Source organism: Gracilibacillus alcaliphilus, from assembly GCF_016909015.1.
Lineage (GTDB): Bacteria > Bacillota > Bacilli > Bacillales > Amphibacillaceae > Gracilibacillus > Gracilibacillus alcaliphilus.
Genome location: NZ_JAFBFA010000006.1, coordinates 13353 through 39399 on the forward strand (window position 1 = coordinate 13353; position 26047 = coordinate 39399).

General features: G+C 39.5%; 21 protein-coding genes. 15 read left to right on the forward strand and 6 right to left on the reverse strand.

The genetic code is table 11. The features are described from left to right. Window positions 1-177: 177 nt before the first annotated feature. On the reverse strand, window positions 178-2022 hold the full coding sequence (locus JOD18_RS06390; protein ID WP_204668116.1) for a collagen-like protein: 1845 nt from the start codon (window positions 2020-2022) through the stop codon (window positions 178-180). Window positions 2023-2332: 310 nt separating this feature from the next. Here JOD18_RS06390 and JOD18_RS06395 point away from each other — a divergent pair, with 310 nt between their 5' ends. Both JOD18_RS06395 and JOD18_RS06400 read left to right on the forward strand, forming a co-directional pair. Then, the gene (locus JOD18_RS06395; protein WP_204668117.1) at window positions 2333-3022 is read left to right on the forward strand and encodes an ankyrin repeat domain-containing protein; all 690 of its coding nucleotides are present in this window, start codon (window positions 2333-2335) and stop codon (window positions 3020-3022) included. 34 nt (window positions 3023-3056) lie between these two features. Then, window positions 3057-4277, forward strand: coding sequence for an amidohydrolase (locus tag JOD18_RS06400; protein ID WP_204668118.1), 1221 nt, complete (start codon window positions 3057-3059; stop codon window positions 4275-4277). Window positions 4278-4382: 105 nt separating this feature from the next. Here JOD18_RS06400 and JOD18_RS06405 read toward each other — a convergent pair whose 3' ends face one another. Further along, window positions 4383-5594, reverse strand: a complete 1212-nt coding sequence (locus tag JOD18_RS06405) for an MFS transporter (protein ID WP_204668119.1) — start codon at window positions 5592-5594, stop codon at window positions 4383-4385. Between the two features lie 432 nt (window positions 5595-6026). Between JOD18_RS06405 and JOD18_RS06410 the strand changes: the two genes are divergently transcribed. The 4 genes from JOD18_RS06410 (at window position 6027) to JOD18_RS06425 (ending at window position 8240) form a co-directional block, all read left to right on the forward strand. Then, window positions 6027-6617 carry a TetR/AcrR family transcriptional regulator gene (locus JOD18_RS06410; RefSeq protein ID WP_204668120.1) on the forward strand — a complete coding sequence of 197 codons (591 nt, stop codon included), beginning with the start codon at window positions 6027-6029 and terminating at the stop codon, window positions 6615-6617. A 35-nt stretch (window positions 6618-6652) separates the two neighbouring features. After that, window positions 6653-6796, forward strand: coding sequence for a hypothetical protein (locus JOD18_RS06415; RefSeq protein ID WP_204668121.1), 144 nt, complete (start codon window positions 6653-6655; stop codon window positions 6794-6796). Between the two features lie 42 nt (window positions 6797-6838). Then, on the forward strand, window positions 6839-7615 hold the full coding sequence (locus JOD18_RS06420) for an SDR family NAD(P)-dependent oxidoreductase (protein WP_204668122.1): 777 nt from the start codon (window positions 6839-6841) through the stop codon (window positions 7613-7615). Window positions 7616-7784: 169 nt separating this feature from the next. Beyond that, window positions 7785-8240 (forward strand): GNAT family N-acetyltransferase, encoded by a 456-nt coding sequence (locus JOD18_RS06425; protein WP_204668123.1) that lies wholly within the window; start codon window positions 7785-7787, stop codon window positions 8238-8240. A gap of 325 nt (window positions 8241-8565) precedes the next feature. On the opposite strand, the gene JOD18_RS06430 is transcribed toward JOD18_RS06425, so the two are convergent. The 4 genes from JOD18_RS06430 to JOD18_RS06445 all read right to left on the reverse strand — a co-directional run bounded on the left by JOD18_RS06430 (window position 8566) and on the right by JOD18_RS06445 (window position 12434). Further along, complete coding sequence (locus tag JOD18_RS06430) at window positions 8566-9963, reverse strand: sensor histidine kinase (protein ID WP_204668124.1); 1398 nt, start codon at window positions 9961-9963, stop codon at window positions 8566-8568. Continuing rightward, window positions 9960-10640 carry a response regulator transcription factor gene (locus JOD18_RS06435; RefSeq protein WP_204668125.1) on the reverse strand — a complete coding sequence of 227 codons (681 nt, stop codon included), beginning with the start codon at window positions 10638-10640 and terminating at the stop codon, window positions 9960-9962. Before JOD18_RS06435 ends, JOD18_RS06430 begins: the two co-directional genes overlap by 4 nt. Before the next feature lie 74 nt (window positions 10641-10714). Further along, on the reverse strand, window positions 10715-11398 hold the full coding sequence (locus JOD18_RS06440; protein ID WP_204668126.1) for an ABC transporter ATP-binding protein: 684 nt from the start codon (window positions 11396-11398) through the stop codon (window positions 10715-10717). 1 nt (window position 11399) lies between these two features. After that, entirely contained in the window at window positions 11400-12434 is a 1035-nt protein-coding gene (locus JOD18_RS06445; RefSeq protein WP_204668127.1) for an ABC transporter permease, read from the reverse strand. Window positions 12435-12875: 441 nt separating this feature from the next. On the opposite strand from JOD18_RS06445, the gene JOD18_RS06450 reads away from it, so the two are divergent. From JOD18_RS06450 to JOD18_RS06490, 9 genes are all read left to right on the forward strand, one after another. Continuing rightward, window positions 12876-13514, forward strand: a complete 639-nt coding sequence (locus JOD18_RS06450; RefSeq protein ID WP_204668128.1) for a YesL family protein — start codon at window positions 12876-12878, stop codon at window positions 13512-13514. Window positions 13515-13544: 30 nt separating this feature from the next. Continuing rightward, window positions 13545-15767, forward strand: coding sequence for a helix-turn-helix domain-containing protein (locus JOD18_RS06455; protein ID WP_204668129.1), 2223 nt, complete (start codon window positions 13545-13547; stop codon window positions 15765-15767). Window positions 15768-15879: 112 nt separating this feature from the next. Next, window positions 15880-16020, forward strand: a complete 141-nt coding sequence (locus JOD18_RS06460) for a hypothetical protein (RefSeq protein WP_204668130.1) — start codon at window positions 15880-15882, stop codon at window positions 16018-16020. A 465-nt stretch (window positions 16021-16485) separates the two neighbouring features. After that, window positions 16486-18102: an extracellular solute-binding protein gene (locus tag JOD18_RS06465; RefSeq protein ID WP_204668131.1), complete on the forward strand. Its 1617-nt coding sequence runs from the start codon at window positions 16486-16488 to the stop codon at window positions 18100-18102. A gap of 203 nt (window positions 18103-18305) precedes the next feature. Further along, on the forward strand, window positions 18306-19913 hold the full coding sequence (locus JOD18_RS06470; protein WP_204668132.1) for an extracellular solute-binding protein: 1608 nt from the start codon (window positions 18306-18308) through the stop codon (window positions 19911-19913). A gap of 445 nt (window positions 19914-20358) precedes the next feature. Then, window positions 20359-21972: an extracellular solute-binding protein gene (locus JOD18_RS06475; RefSeq protein ID WP_204668133.1), complete on the forward strand. Its 1614-nt coding sequence runs from the start codon at window positions 20359-20361 to the stop codon at window positions 21970-21972. 330 nt (window positions 21973-22302) lie between these two features. After that, window positions 22303-23256 (forward strand): ABC transporter permease, encoded by a 954-nt coding sequence (locus JOD18_RS06480; protein WP_204668134.1) that lies wholly within the window; start codon window positions 22303-22305, stop codon window positions 23254-23256. A 15-nt stretch (window positions 23257-23271) separates the two neighbouring features. Beyond that, window positions 23272-24177: a carbohydrate ABC transporter permease gene (locus tag JOD18_RS06485; RefSeq protein WP_204668135.1), complete on the forward strand. Its 906-nt coding sequence runs from the start codon at window positions 23272-23274 to the stop codon at window positions 24175-24177. A 222-nt stretch (window positions 24178-24399) separates the two neighbouring features. Further along, on the forward strand, window positions 24400-26010 hold the full coding sequence (locus JOD18_RS06490) for an extracellular solute-binding protein (RefSeq protein ID WP_204668136.1): 1611 nt from the start codon (window positions 24400-24402) through the stop codon (window positions 26008-26010). The last annotated feature ends 37 nt before the right edge of the window (window positions 26011-26047 follow it).

Here is a 26047-nt window from a genome sequence, read left to right on the forward strand (position 1 = left end):
CTGTTCCTTAATTGGGCGGGTGGCTAATTGTAAATATATAAATGATTTACAATACAAAAGGGATTGTTTAGGGGAGAAGGGAGTAAATAGAAATTATACAATTCTAATCACACTCTTGTTGCATGAAATATAATATAAAGAAACTGGAGCAAAAAAGTTTGCTCCAGTCTGACTTGGCTACGCAATTTGATTAATAGACCAAACGATTCCTTGCTGGCTACTACCGCCTAGGTTTAAGCCAATGGTTAAGCCATTAGCAATATAGAATAGACCAATCTGATCTCCGGCATTAAGTTGGACATCTCCTGCAAGAGTTACCGTTCCGTTACCTAATACAGCTCTCAGGGTGAGGAGCAGAGCAATGTTTACGTTCAAAATAGGGAATAAGCCAGTTACTAATGGTGTAGGGTTTGGAGTAATACGTTGAACGGCAAAAGCTGGGTTTACTCCCGCTCCAAGAGAAATGGTAAGTGCGGCAGTCGTTTGATAGTTGATGGTTGCGTTAATGGAATAACGTCCTGTTTCAGGGACGGTAAATATTCCATCTAATGCGTTAAAGTTAGGGTTTGGATAATAAGGTGGCAGCGTAGACCAGCTAATTATTTGCTCTGATCCAGATACAGTCATGGTTCCTTGAAATGCAGAAAATCCGTTTTCTGCAAAAGCAGGTCCGGTAGGTCCAGTAGCCCCAGTAGGTCCGGTGGCTCCAGTAGGTCCAGTAGCCCCAGTAGGTCCGGTGGCTCCAGTAGGTCCGGTAGGCCCCGTAGGTCCGGTGGCTCCAGCAAGTCCAGTGGCACCCGTAGGTCCGGTGGCTCCAGCAAGTCCAGTGGCACCCGTAGGTCCGGTAGGCCCCGTAGGTCCAGTGGCTCCAGCAAGTCCAGTGGCACCCGTAGGTCCGGTGGCTCCAGCAAGTCCGGTGGCTCCAGCAAGTCCGGTGGCACCCGTAGGTCCGGTGGCTCCAGCAGGTCCGGTGGCACCCGTAGGTCCGGTGGCTCCAGCAAGTCCAGTGGCACCCGTAGGTCCGGTGGCACCAGTAGATCCGGTAGCACCTGTAGGTCCAGTAGCCCCAGTAGGTCCGGTGGCTCCAGCAAGTCCAGTAGCGCCCGTAGGTCCGGTGGCTCCAGCAAGTCCAGTGGCACCCGTAGGTCCGGTGGCTCCAGCAGGTCCGGTGGCACCCGTAGGTCCGGTGGCTCCAGCAGGTCCGGTGGCACCCGTAGGTCCGGTAGGCCCCGTAGGTCCAGTGGCTCCAGCAAGTCCAGTGGCACCCGTAGGTCCAGTAGCGCCCGTAGGTCCGGTGGCACCCGTAGGTCCGGTGGCTCCAGCAAGTCCAGTGGCACCTGTAGGTCCAGTGGCACCCGTAGGTCCAGTGGCTCCAGCAAGTCCAGTGGCACCTGTAGGTCCAGTAGCTCCAGTAGGTCCGGTGGCACCCGTAGGTCCAGTAGCCCCAGTAGGTCCGGTGGCTCCAGCAAGTCCAGTAGCGCCCGTAGGTCCGGTGGCTCCAGCAAGTCCAGTGGCACCCGTAGGTCCGGTGGCTCCAGTAGGTCCAGTAGCGCCCGTAGGTCCGGTGGCTCCAGCAAGTCCAGTGGCACCTGTAGGTCCGGTGGCTCCAGCAAGTCCAGTGGCACCTGTAGGTCCAGTAGCGCCCGTAGGTCCAGTGGCCCCAGCAGGTCCAGTAGCGCCCGTAGGTCCGGTTGGCCCAGTAGGTCCTATTGGTCCCGTATCACTGCTAGGTATAATGCTGGTTACACGTTTTAATTTGTCATCGAGAATTAATTCCTTCTTCATAGCGGCTGAAAGCATATCCTGTACACTCTCATTTACTTCCAAAATTTCATCTAGAGAGGATGGTAAAGTTAAACCTGGTATTGTACCTAATGCGTATTGGATTTTTTCTCCTTCTGCATTAATAATATGAGAAAGACCTAATTCCTCCATGGCAATGGAAGCAAGTAGCAGATTGATTACGTCATCTCTTGATACAGAAATATTAGGAGTGAAATTGGGGAGATTAGGTAGAGACATTATCATTCTCCTTTCAAGGGATATAAAGAATAAGAAACACCACCGTTTAAACGCAGGAACTTACTGCATCTAAACGTTATGTTCTCTTTCAATATATTCGTTGTTAGTGAGTCGGTATAGACAGACTCCTACTTCCTCCCTTCTTCTTGAAAAACAGGCATTCAAGCCATGGGGGATAAAAGGAATGAATATAGTAAATGAATTTTACCATGTGATCTTCGTCGTGAATAACAAACTTGGCAAAATAGAAATTTTTAATATAGCGATTATCATGGTAACATGCTTATAAAAGGAAAATGGAGGAGATGAAGTGTATCGAGTCATCATTATCTTGTTTGGATTATTGCTGTTAGGCTGTCAGCCAGATGGCTCAGAAGAAGAGAAAACTATTTTTCAAGAAGGAGTGAAGGAATTGGATCAATCATTTATTACATATGCAAAAAACGGGAACACTGAAAAAGTTCTGCAACTGCTGCAGCAAGGAGTAGCTATTAATGCTGTCGATTCAGATGGTACGACGGCGGTATTGGCTGCTACGCAAAATAATCAAATTGAAACCGTAAAGGTATTAATAGAAGCAGGGGCAGATCTAGATGTGCAAAATGATCATTTAGACAATGTATTATTATATGCTGGGGCGGAAGGAATGATCGAAATTGTTAAGTTGGCGATCGATGCGGGAGCAGATACAACGATCACCAATCGGTTCGGCGGGACAGCCCTTATTCCAGCTGCAGAAAGAGGACATGTAGATGTAGTTAAAGAACTATTGGTTCATTCAGATGTAGATGTGAATCATATAAATAACCTCCATTGGACTGCTTTATTGGAGGCTGTTCTTCTCGGAGACGGAGGTACATCACATCAAGAAATTGTACAGTTGTTAGTAGATCATGGAGCAGATATGACAATCGGAGACCGGGAAGGTGTGACTCCATTAGAACATGCCATTAAAAATGATTATTCAGAGATCGCTGAGATACTAAAGGCAGCAGAATAGAAATATAGGATAACCGAAAGGAGAGATGGTGCGAATGACTGATAGACCTTATTGGTTAACCAATGTTCGACTAGAAAAAGGTTATCAATATCACGATGGCGAAATAATGGCTACAGAAACCGATCTTTATCATGTTTTAATTCAGGAAAGTCAAATTCAAAAAGTGGTGCCAGCCGCACAAGTTCTTGATTCAGCATTATCGAGACAGGAGGCAAAAGGGCTGTTGATGCTGCCTGCTTTTAGAGATATGCATATTCACCTTGACAAAACATATTACGGAGGACGATGGAAGGCACCATCTATTGCTAAAGAAGGTATTTTAACTAGGTTAAAGGAAGAAGAAGCGTTATTACCTGCATTACATGCCGTCACAGAAGAAAGAGCAATGAAATTAATGGACTTACTATTATCTGCAGGTTCTACGTATATCCGCAGCCATTGTAATGTCGGACCTGTAGAGGGATTAAGGAATTTAGAATCAACTCTGCGTGCCGTAGAAACTTATAAGGATAAAATAGCGGTTGAAATAGTTGCCTTCCCACAGCAAGGTTTATTACGATCGAATGCAGCATCTTATGTAAGAGAAGCATTGAGAAATGGAGCCGGCCTTGTGGGGGGAGTTGATCCTGGATCAATAGATCAAGATATAGAGAAATCGTTACAGCTGGTGATGGAATTAGCCGTAGAGGCAGACGCCGCTGTCGATTTACATATCCATGAGCCAGGTCAGCTTGGTATGTTTACCTTTAAACGCTTGGCGGCACTTACTGAGGAAGCTGGCTGGCAAGGACGAGTAACGATTAGTCATGCTTTCGCTTTGGCTGATGCCTCCCTTCAGGAAGCAGAAGAAGCGGCTGAATTATTAGCGGCTCAAAGCATTTCGTTGACATCAACTGTACCGTTAAGTCGCACTATTCCAGTACCCATGTTGAAAGCAAAAGGTGTAGATGTCTGGCTGGGAGATGATAGTATAACAGATCATTGGTCACCTTTTGGCCGAGGTGACAGTTTGGAGAAGGCAGGCAGGTTAGCCGAGCGATTTGGAATGAGTGATGAGCGTTCGTTAGGTCAAGCTTTAGCACATATTACAGGAGGAATAACACCATTAGATGAGCAGGGGCAGCAAATATGGCCTCGAGTTGGAGATGAGGCAAGCTTTGTTTTAGTTGAGGCCAGCTGTTCAGCAGAAGCAGTGGCTAGAAGAGCTTCACGAAAGGCCGTATTTTTTAAAGGAAAACAAATAGTGAAACAATAATTGGTCCACTGATCGAAAGATAACTTACTAAAGAGAGCCAGCTGCTGAGGCACCATAAAATATTACTGCCCCAAGGTTCATCAAACTCTTGGGGCAGTGATATTTTTATATTGTCTTAAATTCACGTGCTTTTACAAATACGCTTAGTGCGATAATAAATCCGACGATACCAAAGCTTAACAAGATGATCTGAATCGATACATTAATAGCCACAAGCCCGGATACTACCCCATAAGAGATAGGATCGAATCCATTCATAGCAAGGAAGACAATGCTCATTACCCGGCCCATTAAGCGGTTTTCGGTATTCTCTTGTACGGCGGTGAAGAACGGTACAAAGACAAAGGCCATCGCTAGCCCAATAAAAAAGACTAACAGAGTAAGCAGGAATAAATTAGGCACTTGGCTAAAGATAAGAAAAATAATTAACGAAGCAAGTAAACCTAGGATAGAAACGAGCCCTTTCCGTTTAAGCATAACCGTGCCTAGTATCCCTGTTCCGATAATCATACCGACACCTAAGCTTACTTCCATATAACTTAGGTTTAATGGACTGCCACCGTGAAGATCTACTAATAATGGGATGGCAATTTGTAATGTCCCAAACACAAAGAAGTTTAATGTGATCAACACAATTAAACCGACTAAAAGAAAGTTTGATTTTAAGACATACGATAAACCTTCTTTAAAATCGTTTAATGGACTTTGTTTCACATCATTTTCCACTGCTGATTCTTTAATAAACGGCGGAAAAATAATAACCGCAGACAGGAAGACCAGGATAGTCGCAATCAGATAACTGCTGGCTACTCCAGAAAATTCCATTACCACACCTGCCAAGATAGGGCCAATTACAAAAGATACTTGATCTACTCCTTGGAAAAAGGCATTGGCCCGCTGCAGCTGATGTTTAGGGACAATTTTTGGGATCATCGATGAACTGGCAGGTCCAAAGAAGGCATCCAGCATCCCGAAGATACCAGCAATGATAAGCAGTAAAGTAAAAGTCATCCAGTCACTTGCTACTAATAGATAAATAATTAGCAGCAAGAAACCTTGGGCTAAGTTTGTGGCAAACATAATCGTCGTTTTTTTATATTTATCGGCAACTACGCCGCCATAAATCATCATCAAAAGTCTTGGGACAGTTGCCACAATCAGGACAACTCCAAGCGAACTGGATGAACCAATATCGGTGACTACATACCATGTAGTAGTGGTAAGAAACATACTAAAGCCAACGACGGCAAATATCCCAGCAACAAGCAGCAAGACAAATGTACGATTTTGCATTAAAGGGGTTGTTTGTTGTTCCATGATTCGTTCTCCTCTATTTTTTTACAATAAATTAATCTAGCTGTATATAGACAAACAATGCTTCGGAGCAGAGTCTTTACTTCTCTGTAGAAAAAAGATAAAATAAACCTACCTACCGTTAGTTTTGTTGACTGTGAGAATTATATATCAATAATAAATAAAAGTCAAAGTGTGCGTTCAAAAACAATTTGTAAATGAACTGATGGCTATTACTTAGTGCAGGTTCTCGTATGAAAAGCTGTCTGATTAGAAGCGAGGAGGATGAGATGCCATAGCTTTGAATAAATGGACTTACACACAGAAAAAGTTGTCTTCTGTTTCAAGTAACGGAGGATGTGTTTTTAGATACGTGAATAGCGGAAAAAGTTAACGAAGCGATTTTCTGCTTATCATTTAGTGATTTTTTGAACTACCTTTCAAAGGAGAAAATCAATGAAAACAAAAGATATTATTTTAAGGGCCAGTGCGGAATTGTTTTCTGTTCATGGCTATGAAGGTACGACCTTGGCAATGATTGCGAAAGAAGTAGGTATCAAGAAACCTTCTTTATATGCACATTATGAAAGTAAAGAGGCATTATTTTCGGCCGTTCTGGATCAAATGTCATCAGAATACGAGAAGTTTATTAAATCAGCATTAGAAAATGCAGAACATACATCAGTTGAAGGGAAATTATATGCATTGCTGCAGGCCTATACGTTGGAGCTTCCGAAAGATAAAGCTGGTATGAATTTTTATAATCGGTTTTATATTTATCCACCGGCAGGATTAGAAGAGTCGGTAAGAAACTATGTACTGGATGGAGATGAGGTTGTAAAATCATCTATCAGTGAGTGGATTGAAATGGGCAAGCAGCAACAGCAAATTCGTACCGATCTAACTACTTCGCAAATCACTCATACCTTTTTTTATCTTATCGAAGGGTTATATAATGAAAATAGTCTTTATTCAGATGAAGAGATTAAAGATCATATGCATGAAGTTTGGGATATGTTCTGGGGAAGTATTATGTATCATCGTTAACATTCACCATGTCTAAACAGGGAGGCTTATCTGCAGTGAACACTTCCATTTCTTTCAGCCAAACTGCTGATTTGCTTCCTTCTGTGTTTCATTCAGATTTAGATAACTTGCAGCCGACAGACGATAAATTTTTAAAAATGAAAGCGTTTTTGCTAGACTTTTTGGCCAACTTCTGTTAATTTTTGCTCAATTGATAGAAAAACAAATTAGGAGGAAAACGCATGAAAATTCTCGAGAAGTATGACCTTACAAACAAAGTATCGATTGTAACGGGTGCAGCTGCTGGTTTAGGAAAGGCGATGGCCGAGGCATTAGCACAAGCGGGATCGCATATTGTGATAGCCGATATCGATATAGAAAAGGCACAAGCAACAGCTAAACAATTAAGTGATCAAGAAGGGATTGACACCTTGGCGATCCAAACAGATGTAACGGAAGAGACTCAGGTACAGCAGATGGTGGATCAAGTGCTAGACCGTTTTGGCAGTATTGATGTTCTGATCAATAATGCCGGTATTGTCTTAAACGAGAAGGCAGAAGATACGTCCTTTGCAGACTGGCAGAAGGTAATCAATATTAACCTGAACGGAGTATTTATTGTATCCCAAATAGTAGGAAGGCAGATGATAGCGCAGCAGCGGGGTTCTATCATTAATATTTCTTCAATGTCTGGTTTGGTTGTAAATACACCTCAATGTCAAGCCTCCTATAATGCGTCAAAAGCAGGTGTGATCATGTTGACAAAGAGTTTAGCTATGGAATGGGCCAGACACAATATCCGTGTGAATACTATTGCACCAGGATATATGAAAACAGAACTAACGAAGAAGTTCTTTGACCAAGGCGGCATGACAGATACATGGATGGAGATGACACCGATGGGAAGACCGGGCAATCCGGAAGAATTGGGTGGAATTGCCTTGTATTTGGCTTCAGAAGCTTCCTCCTTTGCAACAGGATCAGTTTTTACGATTGATGGAGGTTACACGGCACTGTAGTCCTGCTGTAATGATATCTGTGGATCTATAGTTTGTATTGGACTGGAATTGGAATAAAGAGTCACAGCAAACACTCTATTTACCTGCTCCTTTGTTAAAACAGGGGAAAGGATGAGATCATTGTGTTTGAAGTACGGTAGTTGAAAAAAAGCTGTAAGAGAGGGATTCTATGGGGGAAATGTTAATTAGTTTAATACCTATTGATAAACACAATAAAGAGCAATGTGTAAATTTAAAGCCCAGAAGAGATCAAGAAGAGTTAGTTGCAACAAATTCTAATTCACTTGTCCATGCCACTAAAGAGCCGACTACTGTTCCACATGGCATATACGCTAATGATCAGATGGTTGGCTTTATATTGTTCGATAATCAAATGTATAATGACGGGTATTATTGGATATTAAGATTTATGATTGATCAGCGTTATCAAGGAAATGGTTATGGGAAATCAGCTATTTTAGAAGTTATAAAACAACTTGAGGCTAAGTCCGACTGTAAAGAAATTAGAGTGTCACATGTACCTCACAATAAAGCAGCTAATGGTTTGTATAAAAGTTTAGGTTTTGAAGAAACGGGAGAAATGGAAGACGGAGAAACAGTTCTTAGTTATGTAATAAGGCATTAGCAGGATAAGGGAAAATCTTATGGAATATATACTGTAAAGCTGTCCATATTTGCGAAGTTATTTGTTATTAGCTCAACTATCGCACTTCGTGTTAAGATATTTCAACGTATGGCAGGTATCGAGAGCAAGGCACCGCTGCGGCTGACCGTTTCGCGTTCCGAGGGCATGCTCTTCAGCTAACTTTTGCCAAGAAGAGCACTTGACAAAAGTGGATCTTCAGATCATGCGAATCCCTCCGGAGTCGAAACGGTCGCCTCCGCTAAGGTTTGATGTTACAACGTTTGGAAAGTGATAGTCCTGCTTTACAATCAATAAACAGAGATGACTATGTGTGTTCTGCTTTGCTTGAGTTAGGAAGTGTCACAGTAAAGACCGTTCCAACATTAGGTTTACTAGTAACGTTAAGCTTGCCGTTATGCAGCTTAACCACATTTGCAGCAATGGCCAGCCCAAGCCCTGAACCTTCTATTGTTCGGGTACGAGCCATATCTGCTCGATAGAACCGGTCAAAAATTCTTTCCATTTCCTCTGGTGACATTCCAATTCCTTGATCTTCAAATCTGATAATGATTGTGCTGGCTGTTTTTTCAGCTTGAATGATGATACTGCCATTGGGTTTGTTATATTTGATGGCATTGGATAACAGGTTATCCCAAACCGTGTTCAGTAAGGAAGGATCGCCGACGATATCTATATCAGGAATCGAATAGCTCAGCATAATATTTTTTTCCTGAATCAGCCATTGATAATGCCGAATCAGCTCTTTTAACTGCTCACTTACACTATATCGTTTTTCTTTTAGAATATCTTGATCATGATCTAAAGAAGCCAGTAATAGTAATTGACGGGTTAAAGAAGAGAGCCGCGTGATTTCACCATTAATAATTGTGATATATTCATTTCGCTCTAGCTTGTCCAATGAGTCGTCTTCCAGCAGATTGGTATAACCTTTTATATTGGATAAAGGCGATTGGATATCATGAGAGATATTTGAAATAAATTCTTTTCGCATCGCATCGGCTTGTTCTAATTTGGCGGCCATCATAGCAAAACTATTCGTCAATTTACCTAATTCATCCTGACGCTTGGTATGGAGTTCCACATCGAATTGACCGTCAGCTAATTCTTTGGTGGCCTTGGTTAGTCTGCCGATCGGTTTGACTAAGTACTTCGTACTGAAAATTACCATAATTATGCTTAAAGTAATTGTTAACAGCAGTAACCAAGCAAACAGAAAATGCATTTCATTAAATAGCAGCTTAATATCTGGTCTGATAAATAAGGCATAATCTTCCCCTTGATAGCTGATAGGTACACCAATTGTATTTTGTAGTTCATTAGCAAAAAAACCAGTCACAAACGTTTGATTAGGAAATTCAGCTATTCCATGGTAAGTAGATCCGGCTAATACAAACGCTTTTGTTGTATCTGGCAAAGCTGTGTCACGAAATGGAGCGCCGTATAAGGTATCCTCGCCATTACTGTCAACAAGATATAACTGATACCCCACTTGAGAGATATTCTCTAAATAGTCATTCAGCTGAAGATCAGGATTTTGCTTGATATAAGCAGCGATAGACTGAGCAATTTCTGTGTTTTTTTGATCATTATCCGGCTTTAATGCCTGATGGTAATAAATATTACAAAGCAAAAAGGCTATAATACTGCTGATCATCATAATGCCAATCGTCATGACGACATATTTAATATAGAGGGATTTCATGGCTGTTTTTCCTCCAGTAAGTAGCCTACACCTCGCACTGTTTTAATTTGAAAGTCATCCGATAAGCCGCGAAATCTTTCCCGTAACCGTTTGATATGCACATCAACTGTTCGGTCATCCCCTTGATAAGCTAATCCCCAGATTTGTTCGATTAATTGCTCCCTGGAAAATACCTGAAGCGGGTGAGACATCAATAGGAACAACAATTCAAATTCTTTTAAAGGAAGAAGAAGTGTTTGATGATGAATCTGTACCTCATAGCTTTTCTTATCCATCTTTGTCTGCCCTATTTGAATAAAAGATTCGTCATTTGCTGGAGCATAGCGTCTTAGCAAAGCCTTGATGCGGTAAATTAATTCTTTTGGCTCAAAGGGTTTAACCAAATAATCGTCTGTTCCAGCAAAAAAGCCTTGTTCTTTATCCTCGATTTCCGCTTTGGCAGTCAATAATATAATTGGAATATCATAGCGGCGGCGAATTTCTTTAGTTAACTCGTAACCGTCCATAAACGGCATCATTACATCAACAACGGCTAATTCACAAGGGTATTTTTTTAACACAGCCAGGGCTTGTATACCATCTTGCGCCTGGTACACTGAGTAACCCTGTGCAGCCAAATGGTGTTCTACAAACTTCAGCATATGCTGATCATCATCTGCAATAAGAATATTTGTCATGATTTAATGGCTCCTATATTTGGTTAATTTGCTTCTAACATACCAAAAAAGATAACATAATTGCAATACACCTATCACACAGGCTGCGATAAACAGCCATCTTTCATTTCGATCATATGATCAGCATAGGCCATCGTATCCTGATCATGAGTTACCATTAATGTAGTAATTCCTAGTTCTTTGGTCAGGTTACGCATTAATGTCATTACTTCTTTTGACCGTTTGGAATCAAGACTAGCCGTAGGTTCATCGGCAAATAAGATGGTGGGTTGATGAACCATTGCTCGTGCGATAGCAATTCGTTGTTTTTCACCCCCGGATAAAGAGGCAGGATAAGCAGTTCGGCGGTGTTCCATATCTACAAGCTCCAGCAGTCGCTTGATTTCTGCTGCCCGCTGTTGTTTATTTTGCTTAGAGTCAGAAACATCAAGCATGAAAATCAGCTGCTCCTCCACCGTTAAAAAAGGTACAAGATGGGCAAATTGAAAAACAAAGCCAAACTGACTCGCACGAATATGGCGTATTTGGTCTGGTTTTAATTCGGCTAGATCATGTGACTCGAAATAAATATGTCCGCTTGTCGGCGGCTGGAGTCCAGCAGCAATAGTTAGCAGGGTGCTTTTTCCAGAGCCTGAGGCCCCGGTTAATGCTGTTATTTCTCCTTGCTTCAATGACAAGCTGATGCCTTTTAATATTTCTTCTTCTACATCACCGTTTTTAAATGTTTTGTGGATATTTTCTAAGGTTAAAATAGTCATATTAACTCTCTCCTTGTTGGATTGCCTGTAATGGTTCTGCCTTTTTAATTTGGAAACCGGAAATCGTTGCCCCTGCAAAGCCAATTATCAAAAAGATAACAGACAGCTGAATAGTGGTAATGGCAGTTAAATGGAATGGCATTCCAGCTGGGGCAAACAGGTTAAATAAATGACTGAGACTAATCGAAAATGCCAGGGCAATAATAGTAATCAGCAGCATTTGCAGCCAGATCATTTTAAAAAGGGCACTTGTTTTTACTCCGACGGCTTTTAAAATACCGTATAGTCCGATTTTTTGTACATTCATCATGTAGAAAAAAATACCGAATAACATTCCGCTGATAACAACCAGGAACCAGATAATCATATTTAACGACAATTGCTCTGCCTGATAGCTAGGGATCGTATTCAGGAATTCTGCTGGAGAATAGGCCTGTAAGTGTTCCGTATTTATAGCTGCTTGTTCTTCTGGAGTGTATAGGATCTGCAGCGATTCTGTGCGATACATGTCCTGATAGTCTTGTATGTTGATATAAGCAACAGGAGCATGACTGAATTTACTTTCCTCCACAAATCCAACTACTTCCAGTTCCCCATCAAATTGCTGGTTTGTCAGGATATCACCCACGGCAATGCCATCTTCCTTTAAACTTTGGTCTAGTATCACTTCGCCATGATCGGCATGGGCAAAATCATCAGAAGCGGTTGACGTCACGAAAGCAACACTGTGTTGTTTATCATCTTGGTCATCTACAAATCCCATCTGAATTGAAAAAGCAGTAACCTCGTCAGACATGGCTAAGAGATCCTCCTGAAATTCACTGTCAATACTGGAAAAACTATAATTACCCTCTGCTTCTGCTTCCAGATATAATGTTCCATCAGGGAGATTTTTAATTAAAGCGGCATTATCCTGAGATAGGCCATTTGCCAAGCCAGATATCATGAATGTTAATAGACTGACTAGAAAAACAATTGATCCGAGAATAACAAATCTTATTTTATTTCTTTTTATTTCCTTCCATCCTAAGTTCATATTGATTCCTCCAATTTCTAGCTTCACTAATAAGAATATGACTTGTTTATGAACAGAAGATGAACAGATGGTTACGAAATAAAAATGGCCATGATTTATGAATATGTGTGTGCAACTGGATTTTTTAAGAACTGGGGCAAAATAAGATGAGTTAACTTAAACGCAAATGGAGTAAGCGCACATACTAGGGTTAGAGGATAAATAATTTTTCAGTAACAGCTGGAAGTTTGTCCTTTCCAAAAACAGCGTGTAAATGAACCACGCGCAAGCACGGAGCCAGCGTTTTTGTATAATTAGTGGGTAGAAATTGGTTTCACAGGTGTGATAGAAAAATAATAGTGTTACAATAGAGAACAGGTTGCGAATACATTACTCCCTCTTTCGTAAGCGATTAATTTATTATATAATAAAAGTTAGACAACAAGATAGCGAGGGTCCTAAATGAATGGAATAATGAAATTTTTTTATCAATTCGGTACATGGCTGTTTAATATCATGTATCTACAAGTGCTGTGGTATTTGTTTACAGCAATTGGTCTTGGAGTATTAGGTGTTGTTCCGGCTACATTGGCAACAGCTGCAGTAATACATAAATGGTTTAAAAATGGTACCGATATCCCAATTTTTAAAGAGTTCTGGAGTACTTATAAGAAAGCATTTATACAGGGTAATGGTTTAGGATTGATTTGGGTAGCGTTAGGTTTGTTTTTTTATGCTGATTACGTTATTTCCAGAGACTTTATTCAATCTTTTTATTTTCATGCCTTTATTGTGTTGGTTATCGTTTTTTATACAATTCTAGTGTTCCATTTCTTAATTATATATAATCGGTATGAGTTGCGATTCCTCCAGTATTTTAAGCAAACTTTTCTGATTGCCTTGATCCGACCGTTTGAATCACTGGCCATGTTAGTGGCCTTGCTACCATTGTATTATCTGTATAATTTCTTGCCTGTGTTAATAATATTTATGGGAGTGCCGTTAACACTTTATCCAATTTTATGGTTTTCCTATCGGGCATGTGCAGTTATTGAGGAGAAGAGCGCAGCATTACAAGAGGACAGTACAGAAGAAAAATAACCAACAAAGTGGATGCTGGGAGGGACCTCGTTGATAAGATCAAAATTATTTATCCAATATATTATTTCATATTTTATCGTGTTTCTAGTGCCTTTTGTCGTTATGTGTTCGATCATTTATTTGAATTCGGTTTCTGATTTAAAAGAAGAGATTGAACAGTCGAATATTGGCAAGCTAGAACAAGTAGCGACTATCACGGATGAAAGAATTAATGAACTAGACATGATAGCAAACAGAATTGCATATGACCCGAGATTAACTCCATATATGATGAGTCATGAATATTATAGTTCGGAGGCTATCAACGAATTGAAGAAGTATCGGGCGAATAGTTCCATTATTGAAGAGATCATGGTTTATTATCATGGTTCTGATCGCATTTATTCTTCTAATGGTGCTTATTCTTTGTCCACGGCCTTTGATAAATATAATTGGGATGAAGACACCGTTTTACAGGCCGTAGAAGACAATGTGCCCTTAACGATGGTAGCAGAACAAGGTGCTGGAAAAAGAGATAGTTTTCGGTATATTAATTATTTTGTTCCCATGTCATCAGACAGCCATAACAGCTATGGTACAATTGTTTATTTGATTCGGGAACGGACCATGAATGATTTAATCAATAATACCTTAAATGATGCACAAGGAAATGGCTTTATTATATCAGAACAGAATCAAGTGATTGCTTCATCCATTGTTGATGAAGCAATCGATCGAAACAGTATTACTTTGGAAGATGCAGCTTATGGTCAAGTGACCAGTGTGAAGCAAGATGGTGAGAATTACTCCGTGGCAGCCATAGAATCAGAACAGACTGGCTGGAAGTTTGTCATTATGATGAAAACATCTCAGTTTTTTGAACGGTTAACGAATACGATTTTGATCATGGTATTGATCTGTATCAGTCTGTTTATTGTAGGCAGTCTGCTTACGTTATGGCTTGCCAAAAGGCAGTATCAACCGATTCGTTCATTATTCAATTCCATTAGCCAAAATAGGACATTGGAAGCAAAAGGTATTAATGAGCTAGAAACGATTAAAAGAACGGTGACCTCGGTGTTTGAGGATCATGAAATGTTAAGTGAAACCGTTTATAAACATCAATCTTTTGCAAAAGATCAATTCCTCACCAACATTATCAAAGGGGATTTCAGCAGTGAAGAGGAAATTGACAGTTATAATGAAACCTTATATCTGGATCTTAATGGAGATTACTACTGTTCAATGATTATTACCCTTGATAAACAACAATTATCAACAGAGAGAATTATTGAACGTGAGACTTTGTATGAGTTATTTACAGACGTATCTCTTAAAGATGTAACAGCATATGGTATTGATTTATTAAATATGGATGCGATCGCACTTGTTGTGAAATTTAATGGAGACAAGGATGCAGCAGAACAGATTCGCAAAAACTTTGTCAAACAAATCAAAGAAGATATAAGCAACCTATTTGAGATGAAACCGATGATTGGAATCGGCAAAATCTATGACAATAAAACGATGATTAACCGTTCTTATATCGAGGCACTGGCAGCTTTAGAGCATAAGTATTTCTACAGCCAAGGCAGCAGTATTTATTTTGAAGATATTAAAGAGAAAGAATTTGATGTAGGTTATCCGCGTGAGGATCTGTTAAAAGTTGTGCAGAGTATCAAACAAGGAGATAAAGAGGTTGCCCAGGAGACATTGGCTGCTATCTTTATCCAGTTACGATCCAACGAATTATCTGTATCTTTTCTGCGGGCAATTTGTTTTGATGTCATCAATACAGTAATTAAGACAATTACAGAAATAGGTGTTCAACCATCACAGCAAACCTACGAACAGATTTTTGATTTTCGTTCACAAGAACAATTGCATGAACGTTTAAATGACTTGGTAGCCCAAGCGTGTAAAGAAGTGAATGAGAATAAGAAAAGTCATAATGAAAAGCTAAAGAACAGTATTACGGACTATTTGAACAAAAATTTTATGTTATATGATTTATCATTAGAAAAGATAGCAATGGAATTCCGTTTATCTGCCTCTTATGTGAGTCGGTTTATCAAGGAACAGACAGGCTATACGTTTAAACAGTATGTACAGCATTTACGGATGGAAGAAGTCAAGAAACAACTTACCTCCACCGAGAAGCCTATAAAAGCCATTGTATTAGATGTAGGTTATAAAGATGTAGCCAATTTCACACGAAAATTCAAGAATGAAGTAGGTATGACACCCGGTAAATACAGACAAACTTATATGTAGTAATAGGAGAGAACTGCTAGAGTTTTTAAAATTTTGGCAGTTCTTTTTATTTTACAGGAAAGTATATCAAAAACTAGCCATTAGGAGCTATTTAGGCAGGGGTATGGAGAGTATGACGATAATAGCTGCGACTGGTCGTTTTGGTTTTCGGCGCGCAGAACGTACTAGTGCATTAGTCTGTCGAGGGGCATGCTCTTCAGATCATGTGAATCTCTATCCAGTTTTGGATGCTTGTGGCCAGACAAGGGAATAGCATAAGCTGAAGCCACATCTGTGGCAAGTAACTTCTTGTAGTGGACATCTATCTTGGCTAAAAGAAAGGACATAATCTTTTTTCTGCTTGATTAAAACAAGGCGTTATCCGCGGTATCAGTGCTTTGTCAAATTTCACATATATTATAAGTTTTACATATTCAATATGATAAAAAACAACTATGGATTAAGGTTTTTATCTTATGACATTCAATTTTTGTGACAATTTATTGTGAGAAATACATATTGAAAGCGGTTTATGACTAAAGGTATATTTGTAAGCAGTTACATTGCTAGCATAAATATGCTTAAGCATGTTAAAAGACAAATTATAACAAATGCTAGTCATTGAACAAGAGTATGGTTTGTCATAATTTTTGAAGTTGTGTGGAGGTGAGGATAAACAACATAAACATAATTTAGAAACTCTTTGTTACTAAACTTAGTCAAAAAGGGGGGGTGCAAGATGAAAAAGAAATTAATGTTTGTATTAATGATTTTAATAGCTATAGTGTTAGCTGCTTGTAATGGAAGTGATTCTTCCTCGTCAGATGATACATCTAATGAAGAGGCTTCTTCTGAAAATGCAGAAGAAGTAAATAAAGAAGGTTTTCCAATTGTAGATGAGGAGATCACTTTATCGATGATTGCACCTGGTACAGGACAAGAAGATTGGGAGAATATGGAGACACTAATAGAGTACTCTGAGATGACCAATATCAATTTCACCTATGATACACCACCGCTTAGTGATTTTCAAACCAAATTAAACTTGGCCTTTGCAAGTGGAGATATTGCGGATGTAATCTATGCTGCTGGTTCTGATAGTTTGACCGCTGGTATGGAAGTTGATTATGGACAGCAAGGGGTATTAATTCCTTTAGAAGATTTAATTGCAGAATATGCACCGAATATTCAAGCAATATTAGATGAAAATCCTGATATTGCCAAATCTATCACCACTGTAGATGGGCATATCTATTCCTTACCACGTATTGCGGAAGGTGGCTCTTCTGCTCTTTGGATAAGAGGTCCGATGTGGTATAACGGTACATGGTTAGAAGAATTGGGTGTGGAAGAATTACCGAAAACGGTAGATGAATTCTATGATCTGCTGGTTCGTTTTCGTGATGAAGATCCAAATGGCAATGGGGAGGCAGATGAGGTTCCATTAATCGATGTCGAAATGGATAGTACTCGTCCTTGGCTGTTAGCTGGATTTGGTTTGAAAGATTGGGGCATCGAAGAAGTAGATGGAGAGGTACGTTATACTCCGGTTACAGAGAACTACAAGGCTTATTTAGAATTTATGAACAAGCTGTATGAAGAACAGCTATTAGATCCAGAAACCTTCTCACATACAGATGAGCAGAAAAAAGCTAAAGGTCAGGAGAATAGACTAGGTGTCTTCCCAGACTGGTTCTCCTTCTTTACAACTGGTCAGGAAACAGAAGAATCTGTCAATAATCCAATGTTCCATCCGCTCACAAGTGAATGGTCAGAAGAACCATTAATGCCAATGAGCCCAGGTCTTAGCAGAGGAACATTCTCTATCACAAGCAACAATGAGCATCCAGAAGCGACAATAAGATGGATTGATTATTTCTACAGTCCTGAAGGAAGAGCCTTCTTAAATATGGGGCCTGAAGGTGTTATGTGGGAATATGATGAGGATGGTAACAGGGTCAATTTAGATACACCTGCCGAATTTGATAGTGCAGAAGACTGGCGTGCAACGGTTACACCAGATTATGGTATTGCTGCGCCAACGATTACTTACCCAATTGAGGGAGTAGAGGAAAGCGATTTTGATAAATTTATTGAATCAGAAACAAATGAGAAAATTGCACCGTATGGTCAAGTAGCTTATCCATTAGTATACTTCACGAAAGACGAGCAAGATGAATTAAATACGATTGAGGTTGATCTAGAGTCTTATGTAAGACAAATGGAGGCGAAGTTTATTACAGGAGTGGAACCGCTTTCTAATTGGGATAATTATGTAGAAACGATTGAAAAAATGAACCTAGAGCGTTTTGTAGAGATTCACCAAGAAGCGTATGACCGTTGGGCTAGTAACTAGGTAAGCAGTAAAATGACTTGTATTATCACGGATACAAGACATGTTCATAACAATAAAAGAAAGCGTTAACTAATGTTATAAAGGAATAGGTATTTTATCAGCGGCTTAGTTGGGTAACCTATTGAAGAAAAGGGAGAACGGCTTTGCGTTGACGTAATACGGTGTTTAGAAGAATGAACAAATCAGTGAAAGGGGTAATGAAGATGAAACGTAAATCGATCTATTTGTTAGTTATTTACTTATTAATTGGCATACTAGCTGCATGCAGTAATAAAGCTGATACCGAAACTGAAAATGGTGAGGCGGCTTCCAGTTCTGCCGAGGAAGTGAATAAAGAAGGTTTTCCGATTGTGGATGAGCAAATTACCTTGTCTTTAATGGCGCCAGGTACTGGAATTGCAGAATGGAAGGATATGCCCACTTTACAAGAATATGCAGAACAAACCAATATAGATTTTGAATACATTACACCACCTATGAGTGATTTTCAGACACGTTTGAACCTCGCCTTTGCCAGTGGGGATACACCAGATATTATTTTTGCAGCAGGTTCGGATAATTTGACGCCTGCCATGGAAGTAGACTATGGACGGCAGGGGGTTTTGCTTCCGTTGGAGGATTTAATTGATGAATATGCGCCTAATTTTAAGGCTTTGATGGAGGAGAATCCTGAAATCAGAAAATCCATTACAACCAATGATGGCCATATCTATGCCTTGCCAGTTATTAATCAACATCCAACATCTGCATGGCCAGCTGGTCCGCTTTGGTATAATGGTGAATGGCTAGAAACCCTTGGGGTGGAAGAATTGCCACAAACCACTGATGAATTATATGAGCTGTTGGTCCGTTTCCGTGATGAAGATCCTAATGGAAATGGAGAGGCAGATGAGATTCCATTAATTGATGTCAAAATGAATAGTTCAAGAGCTTGGTTTTTGGCGGCATTTGGCATGAAAGCATGGGGAATTGAGGCAGTTGGAGATGAAGTGCGTTATGCTCCGACTAGTGATAATTACTTGGAGTACTTAACCTATATGCATCAGTTATATGATGAAAACTTGCTTGATCCCGAAACATTCTCTCACTCAGATGAACAGAAGAAGGCAAAAGGGCAAGAAGATCGATTAGGGTTATTCCCAGATTGGTTTTCCTTCTTTACAACAGGGCAACCGGAAGAAGAAGCAATTAATAATCCAATGTTTCAGCCCTTAACAAGTGATATCTCACCAGAAATCGTTTTGCCTGGTAATCCAGGTATCAATCGTGGCGCCTTTGCTATTACTAATAATAATGAACATCCAGAAGCTTCGATTAGATGGGTAGATTACCTGTATTCACAGGAGGGAAGAGATTTCTTTGATCAAGGCCCAGAAGGTTATCTATGGGAAATGGGAGAGGACGGAGAGCGTGAATTCTTAGATATTCCAGAAGAATTCGACAGCAGTGAGGACTATCGCGGCTCTCTGACTCCAGCTTATGGAATCCCTGTTCCGATGCTGGTTGACTTGGTAGAAGGTTCTCCAAGATCAGATTTTGATCTGTTTATTGAGGCGGAAACACAAGAGAAAGTAGATGCCTATGCCGAAACACCATATCCATTAACTTATTTGACAGATGAAGAGCAGGAAATCGTTAATGGTATTGAGGTAGATTTAATGTCTTATGTAGAACAGATGGAGGCTAAGTTTATTACAGGAGTAGAGCCGTTATCTAATTGGGATGCATATGTGTCAACGATTGAGAGTATGAATGTCGATCAATATGTAGAAATCCATCAAGAAGCATACGACCGCTGGGCTAGTAATTAAAGTAAGCTCTAATAGGAATGATTTGTTTGGATGTGAAAACAAGTCATTCCTTATCTTTTTCCCATTTGCAGTATAAACAGATTGGTTAAGGGAATATTGTCATATATTACATAGAAAATAAGTTTGACATATACCACAAATATACAATGATTATAATAGAAGGAAAAAGTGATGTATACCAGTCATTTGTAAACTAAATATCACAAAAAATACATATTGCTGATAAGCGCAATATCAAATTAATATGAAAACAGTTACATTACCTGTATGACAGTATTTGTAGATAATTGTATATAGTGTTTAGAGTGTGTAATAGATGAATGAAATATAATCAGTATGTATTCATTGCACATATCAAAAGCAACTATACGGATGATATCGGTAACAATTCTGTCTGGAAGGAAATGTAATCCAAACACCTAAATAAGAAAGGGGTCAAAAGAAAATGACAAAGAAAGTGTACTATTTGTTGTTTAGCTTGGTATTATGCTCTGTTTTAGCCGCATGTAATAGTAATACAAGCAGTGAAAGTGACCAGCAAGAATCTGGTTCGTCTGAGTCAGCAGCAAATGTAAACAAAGAAGGCTTTCCCATCGTAGATGAAGAAATTACCTTATCTATGATTGCACCAGGAACCGGAATGGAAGACTGGGACAAAATGGAGACACTGCAGGAGTACAGTGAAATGACCAACATTCATTTCAACTATGACACACCTCCTATGGCAGACTTTCAGACTAAGTTGAATCTTGCTTTTGCCAGTGGAGATATTGCTGATATTATTTTTGCAGCTGGTTCTACTGATTTCACTCCAGGGATGGAGGTGGACTACGGCCAGCAGGGAGTGCTTGTTCCGTTAGAGGATTTAATTGCAGAATATGCACCTAATATTCAGAAAATGTTAGATGATAACCCTGATATTGCAAAATCGATTACAACAGTAGATGGACATATTTATTCACTGCCGCGTGTTTCACAGGGAGATTTCGGTGCCGTTTGGTATCGGGGACCAATGTGGTATAACGGTAAGTGGCTTGATGAGCTTGGTGTGGAAGAATTGCCAAAGACAATTGATGAATTTTATGATTTATTAGTTCGTTTTCGTGACGAAGACCCGAATGGTAATGGGGAGGCAGACGAAATTCCCTTAATTGATGTGCAAATGAATAGTACCAGACTATGGTTATTAGCTGCTTTCGGTTTAAAAGAGTGGGGAATTGATGAAGTGGATGGTGAGGTTCGCTATACCCCGATTACAGAGAATTACAAGGAATATTTAACTTTTATGAATAAGTTATACGACGAGAAATTATTAGATCAAGAGACATTTGCACAGTCGGATGAGCAGAAGAAAGCAAAGGGACAAGATAATCGAGTAGGAGTCTTCCCTGATTATTTCTCTTATTTTACAACTGGTGAAACAGAAGAAGAAGCGATGAACAACCCGATGTTTCATCCTCTGACCAGTGAATGGTCAGAGGAACCTGTACTGCCGCTAAATCCTGGTATATCTCGTGCAACGTTCTCCATTACCAATAACAATGAACATCCAGAAGCCTCTATTCGATGGATAGATTACTTCTATTCGGAAGAAGGTCACCAATTTCTTAACATGGGACCAGAAGGGGTGATGTGGGAATATGGAGATAATGGAGAAATTATTGAATTTGATACCCCGTCAGAATTCGATAGTTCAGAAGACTGGCGCGGAACGATTACACCTGATTATGGTATCTCTACCCCGACCTTATCCCAGCCTATCGAAGGAAAAGAGGTAACAGAGTTTACTGAGTTTGTGCAGGAAGAAACAGATGAGAAGTATACTCCTTATGGTGAAGTACCATTCCCATTAGTATACTTAACGCAAGAAGAGCAAGAAGAATTAAACGCGATTGCCGTAGATTTACAATCTTATGTGGAGCAAGCAGAGGCTAAGTTTATTACTGGTGTCGAACCGATGTCCAATTGGGATGCTTATGTAACCACTATTGAGAATATGAATGTGGAGCGTTATATTGAAATTTATCAAGCCGCTTATGATCGCTGGGCGGAAAGCTAAAAGAAAGTGTAAAGCATGCCTTCTTTGCATAGATAAAGTAAGGCATGCTTTATCTATGTAGCTGGTGAATTGCAGGATGTTGTTACAGCTGAGGAAGATAAACCCTATTTGTCAAAGACTATACAGTGAATATCAAGTATGACATAGTTAATAAATTTGACATATTCCACATAGCGCAAACCCTTTGGCAACAGGAAGTTTTCATTTCGATCGATCAAAATAATGACAATCAAAAATAAAAACCACATATTGATAACGCTTACGATAACAGTTTATGATGAAAACAGTTACACAAATGCAACAACCGGAAAACAAAGGAGGAAAGCGAGTATGGCTTCAGGATCAGCAGTAGCTAATAAAGAAAAAAACGCCGCTAAAAGAGCAAGTACATTTAAGAAGATTATACAAAATTGGCAGTTATACATTTTTATATTACCAGCAGTTTTGTATTTCATTATCTTCCACTATGTACCGATGTATGGAATTCAAATTGCGTTTAAAGACTATGTACCATCACTTGGATTCTTAGGTAGTGAGTGGGTTGGATTTAAACATTTTGAAAGGTTTTTCGATTCCTATTATTTTTGGGATTTATTGAAAAACACATTGGGAATCAGTGTTTATGAATTAATTGTTGGTTTCCCGCTGCCAATTATTTTGGCTTTATTATTAAATGAAGTAAAGGATGGTTTTTATAAGCGAACCGTACAGACGGTTACCTATGCACCACACTTTATTTCTGTTGTAGTAATTTCAGGTATGATTATCGCCTTCTTGTCTCCGACAACAGGTATTATTAACCACTTTATTTCATTCCTAGGATTTGAACCGATCAGTTTTATGAGTGATCCAAAATGGTTTAAAACGGTCTATGTATTATCCGGGGTATGGCAAAGTACTGGTTGGGGAACGATCATTTATTTGGCAGCACTTTCAGGGGTAGACCCGCAGCAGCATGAGGCAGCAATTGTAGATGGTGCTTCCAGATTCCAACGTATTATGTATATCAATATCCCGACATTGGTACCTACTATGGTTATTTTATTAATCATGAACTTAGGGAATATCATGGCACTCGGTTTTGAGAAAATCTTACTATTACAAAACCCGTTAAACTTAGAGTCTTCTAACGTTATCGCAACATTTGTTTATCAGGCAGGTTTATTGGACGCGCAGTATAGTTTTGCAGCAGCAGTTGGTTTATTTAACGCCGTAATCAATGCGATATTGTTAGTTGTCGTAAACCAAATTGCTAGAAAAACAAGTGAAACAAGTCTATGGTAAGGGAGGCAGCAAGATATGGATTCCAATCTTTATGAAACGAAACGGGATAAACTCTTTAAATATTTTGTATATTTTTGTTTAACAATTGCCCTTGTGGCAGTGCTATATCCGCTGATTTATATCATCAGTGCTTCAATCAGTAACCCGGCCCTTGTTAACTCAGGTAAAATGTGGCTTTGGCCAAAGGACATTACCTTTGAAGGCTACCGATTAATCTTTGGAAATGATTCGATTTGGCAGGGTTACTTAATGACAGTTGTTTATACAGGTCTTGGAACGTTGATTAATTTATTGGTAACGATACCAGCAGCCTATGCATTAGCTCGTAAGGACTTTTATGGAAGAGGTTTCTTTACCGCTTTATTTGTTCTTACTATGTTCTTTACTGGTGGTTTAATTCCAACTTATCTAGTAGTAAGAGACTTGGGGTTGATTGATTCGATCTGGGCAATGGTTCTTCCAAATGCAGCAGCAGTATGGAATATCGTTATTGCTCGAGTGTTCTTCCAATCCACTATTCCAAGAGGGCTGGAGGAGGCGGCAACCATCGATGGTGCCTCGAATTTTAAATTGTTTTTTAAGATTATTTTACCGTTATCCGCTCCGATTATTGCTGTAATGGCACTGTTCTATGGGGTAGGTCACTGGAATGGTTATTTCAATGCCTTGATTTATATTTCAGATCGAGACTTATTCCCATTACAGTTAGTGTTGAGAGAAATCCTTGTACTGCAAGATATGTCCTCCAATAACACGAATATGACGGGGGAGGCTGCCCAATTAATTCATAGTAACCAGCAATTAGCAGCCATTATTAAATATGGGGTAATGATTGTGTCTTCCTTACCTGTTATTATTGTGTATCCGTTCTTACAGAAATACTTTGTAAAAGGTGTTATGATTGGATCATTGAAAGGATAAGGAAACCGCTAGGTATTAAATAATTGGCGGTACCTTGCATAGGGAAACAGCAGTGACTAAAGTCAGCAACTGCTGCTGCAAGGGACTGCCAATATAAATAATAAACAACTATTAAAAGCAGATTTCCATTTTTAAAGGAGGTGAAATCTAGTAACCAAAGGCAGTTAAGTTAAATGCAACAGGGACATTCTATTCTTAGATAAAAAGAGAGGTTTACAAAAAATGAAAAAACATTTTCTATTTGCTTTAGTTAGTGTCGTATGTATGAGTTTATTAGCAGCATGCGGCGGAAATAGCACATCAGATGAAGGAACAGAATTAGTTTCTACAGATGAAACAGTCGAAATCAATGAAGAAGGCTTTCCAATTGTTGACGAAGAAATTACTCTTTCGTTAATGGCTCCAGGTACTGGTTTGGAAGATTGGGAGAACATGGGGACCCTCCAAGAATATGCGGAAATGACGAATATTAACTTGTCATTTGATACACCGCCAATAAGTGATTTCCAAACCAAATTGAATTTAGCATTTGCCAGCGGTGATGTAGCAGATATTATTTATGCAGCTGGTTCTGATAATCTTACTCCTGGTATGGAAGTAGATTATGGACAGCAAGGTGTATTAATTCCTTTAGAAGATCTAATTGCGGAACATGCACCTAATATTAAAAAATTACTTGACGAAAATCCAGATATAGAAAAATCGATCACAACAGTTGATGGTCATATCTATTCACTGCCACGTGTTGCAGAAGGCGGCTCATCTGCCCTTTGGTATACTGGACCAATGTGGTATAACGGCCAATGGTTAGATGAATTAGGCGTAGAAGAGTTACCGAAGACGATTGATGAGTTCTATGATTTATTAGTGCGTTTCCGTGATGAAGATCCGAATGGAAATGGGGAAGCAGATGAAATTCCGTTATTAGACGTACAAATGAATAGTACTCGTCCATGGTTACTAGCAGCATTCGGTTTAAAAGAATGGGGCATTGACGAGGTAGACGGCGAGGTCCGCTATACACCAATCACTGATAACTATAAAGAATACTTGACTTTTATGAATAAACTATATGAAGAGAATTTACTAGATCCAGAAACATTCTCACAATCAGATGAACAAAAGAAAGCCAAAGGTCAACAAAATACAATAGGTTTATTTCCGGATTGGTTCTCTTTCTTCACAACAGGTGAAACAGAAGAAGAAGCGATGAATAATCCAATGTTTCACCCATTAACAAGTGAATGGTCAGAAGAACCTGTTATGCCATTAAGTCCTGGCTTAACGAGAGGAACTTTCTCCATTACAGTCAATAACAGTAATCCCGAAGCAACGATCCGCTGGATTGATTATTTCTATTCGCCTGAAGGATTTGCCTTCTTGAATATGGGACCAGAAGGAGCTCTTTGGGAACGTGACGAAGATGGCAAGGTGATTAATCTTGATCCACCAGAAGGATATGAGAGTGCCGAAGACTATCGTGGAACATTAACACCTGATTACGGTATTGCCGCTCCAACAGTAACTTATCCGATTGAAGGAAAAGAAGAATCCGAATTCGATCAATTTATTAGGGCAGAAACCGAAGAAAAGATTGAACCATATGGTGAGGTTCCATTTCCATTGGTGTATTTAACTAAAGATGAACAAGATGAATTAAACACGATTGAAGTAGATTTGGAATCTTATGTGGAACAAATGGAAGCGAAATTTATTACTGGCGTCGAACCACTTGAGAACTGGGATGCTTATGTAGAAACGATTGAGAATATGAATATTGAGAGATATGTCGAGATCAATCAAGAAGCCTATGATCGCTGGGCAAGCAACTAATAGATAGTAACAAGTGAATGGCTCGTTTTTTACAACA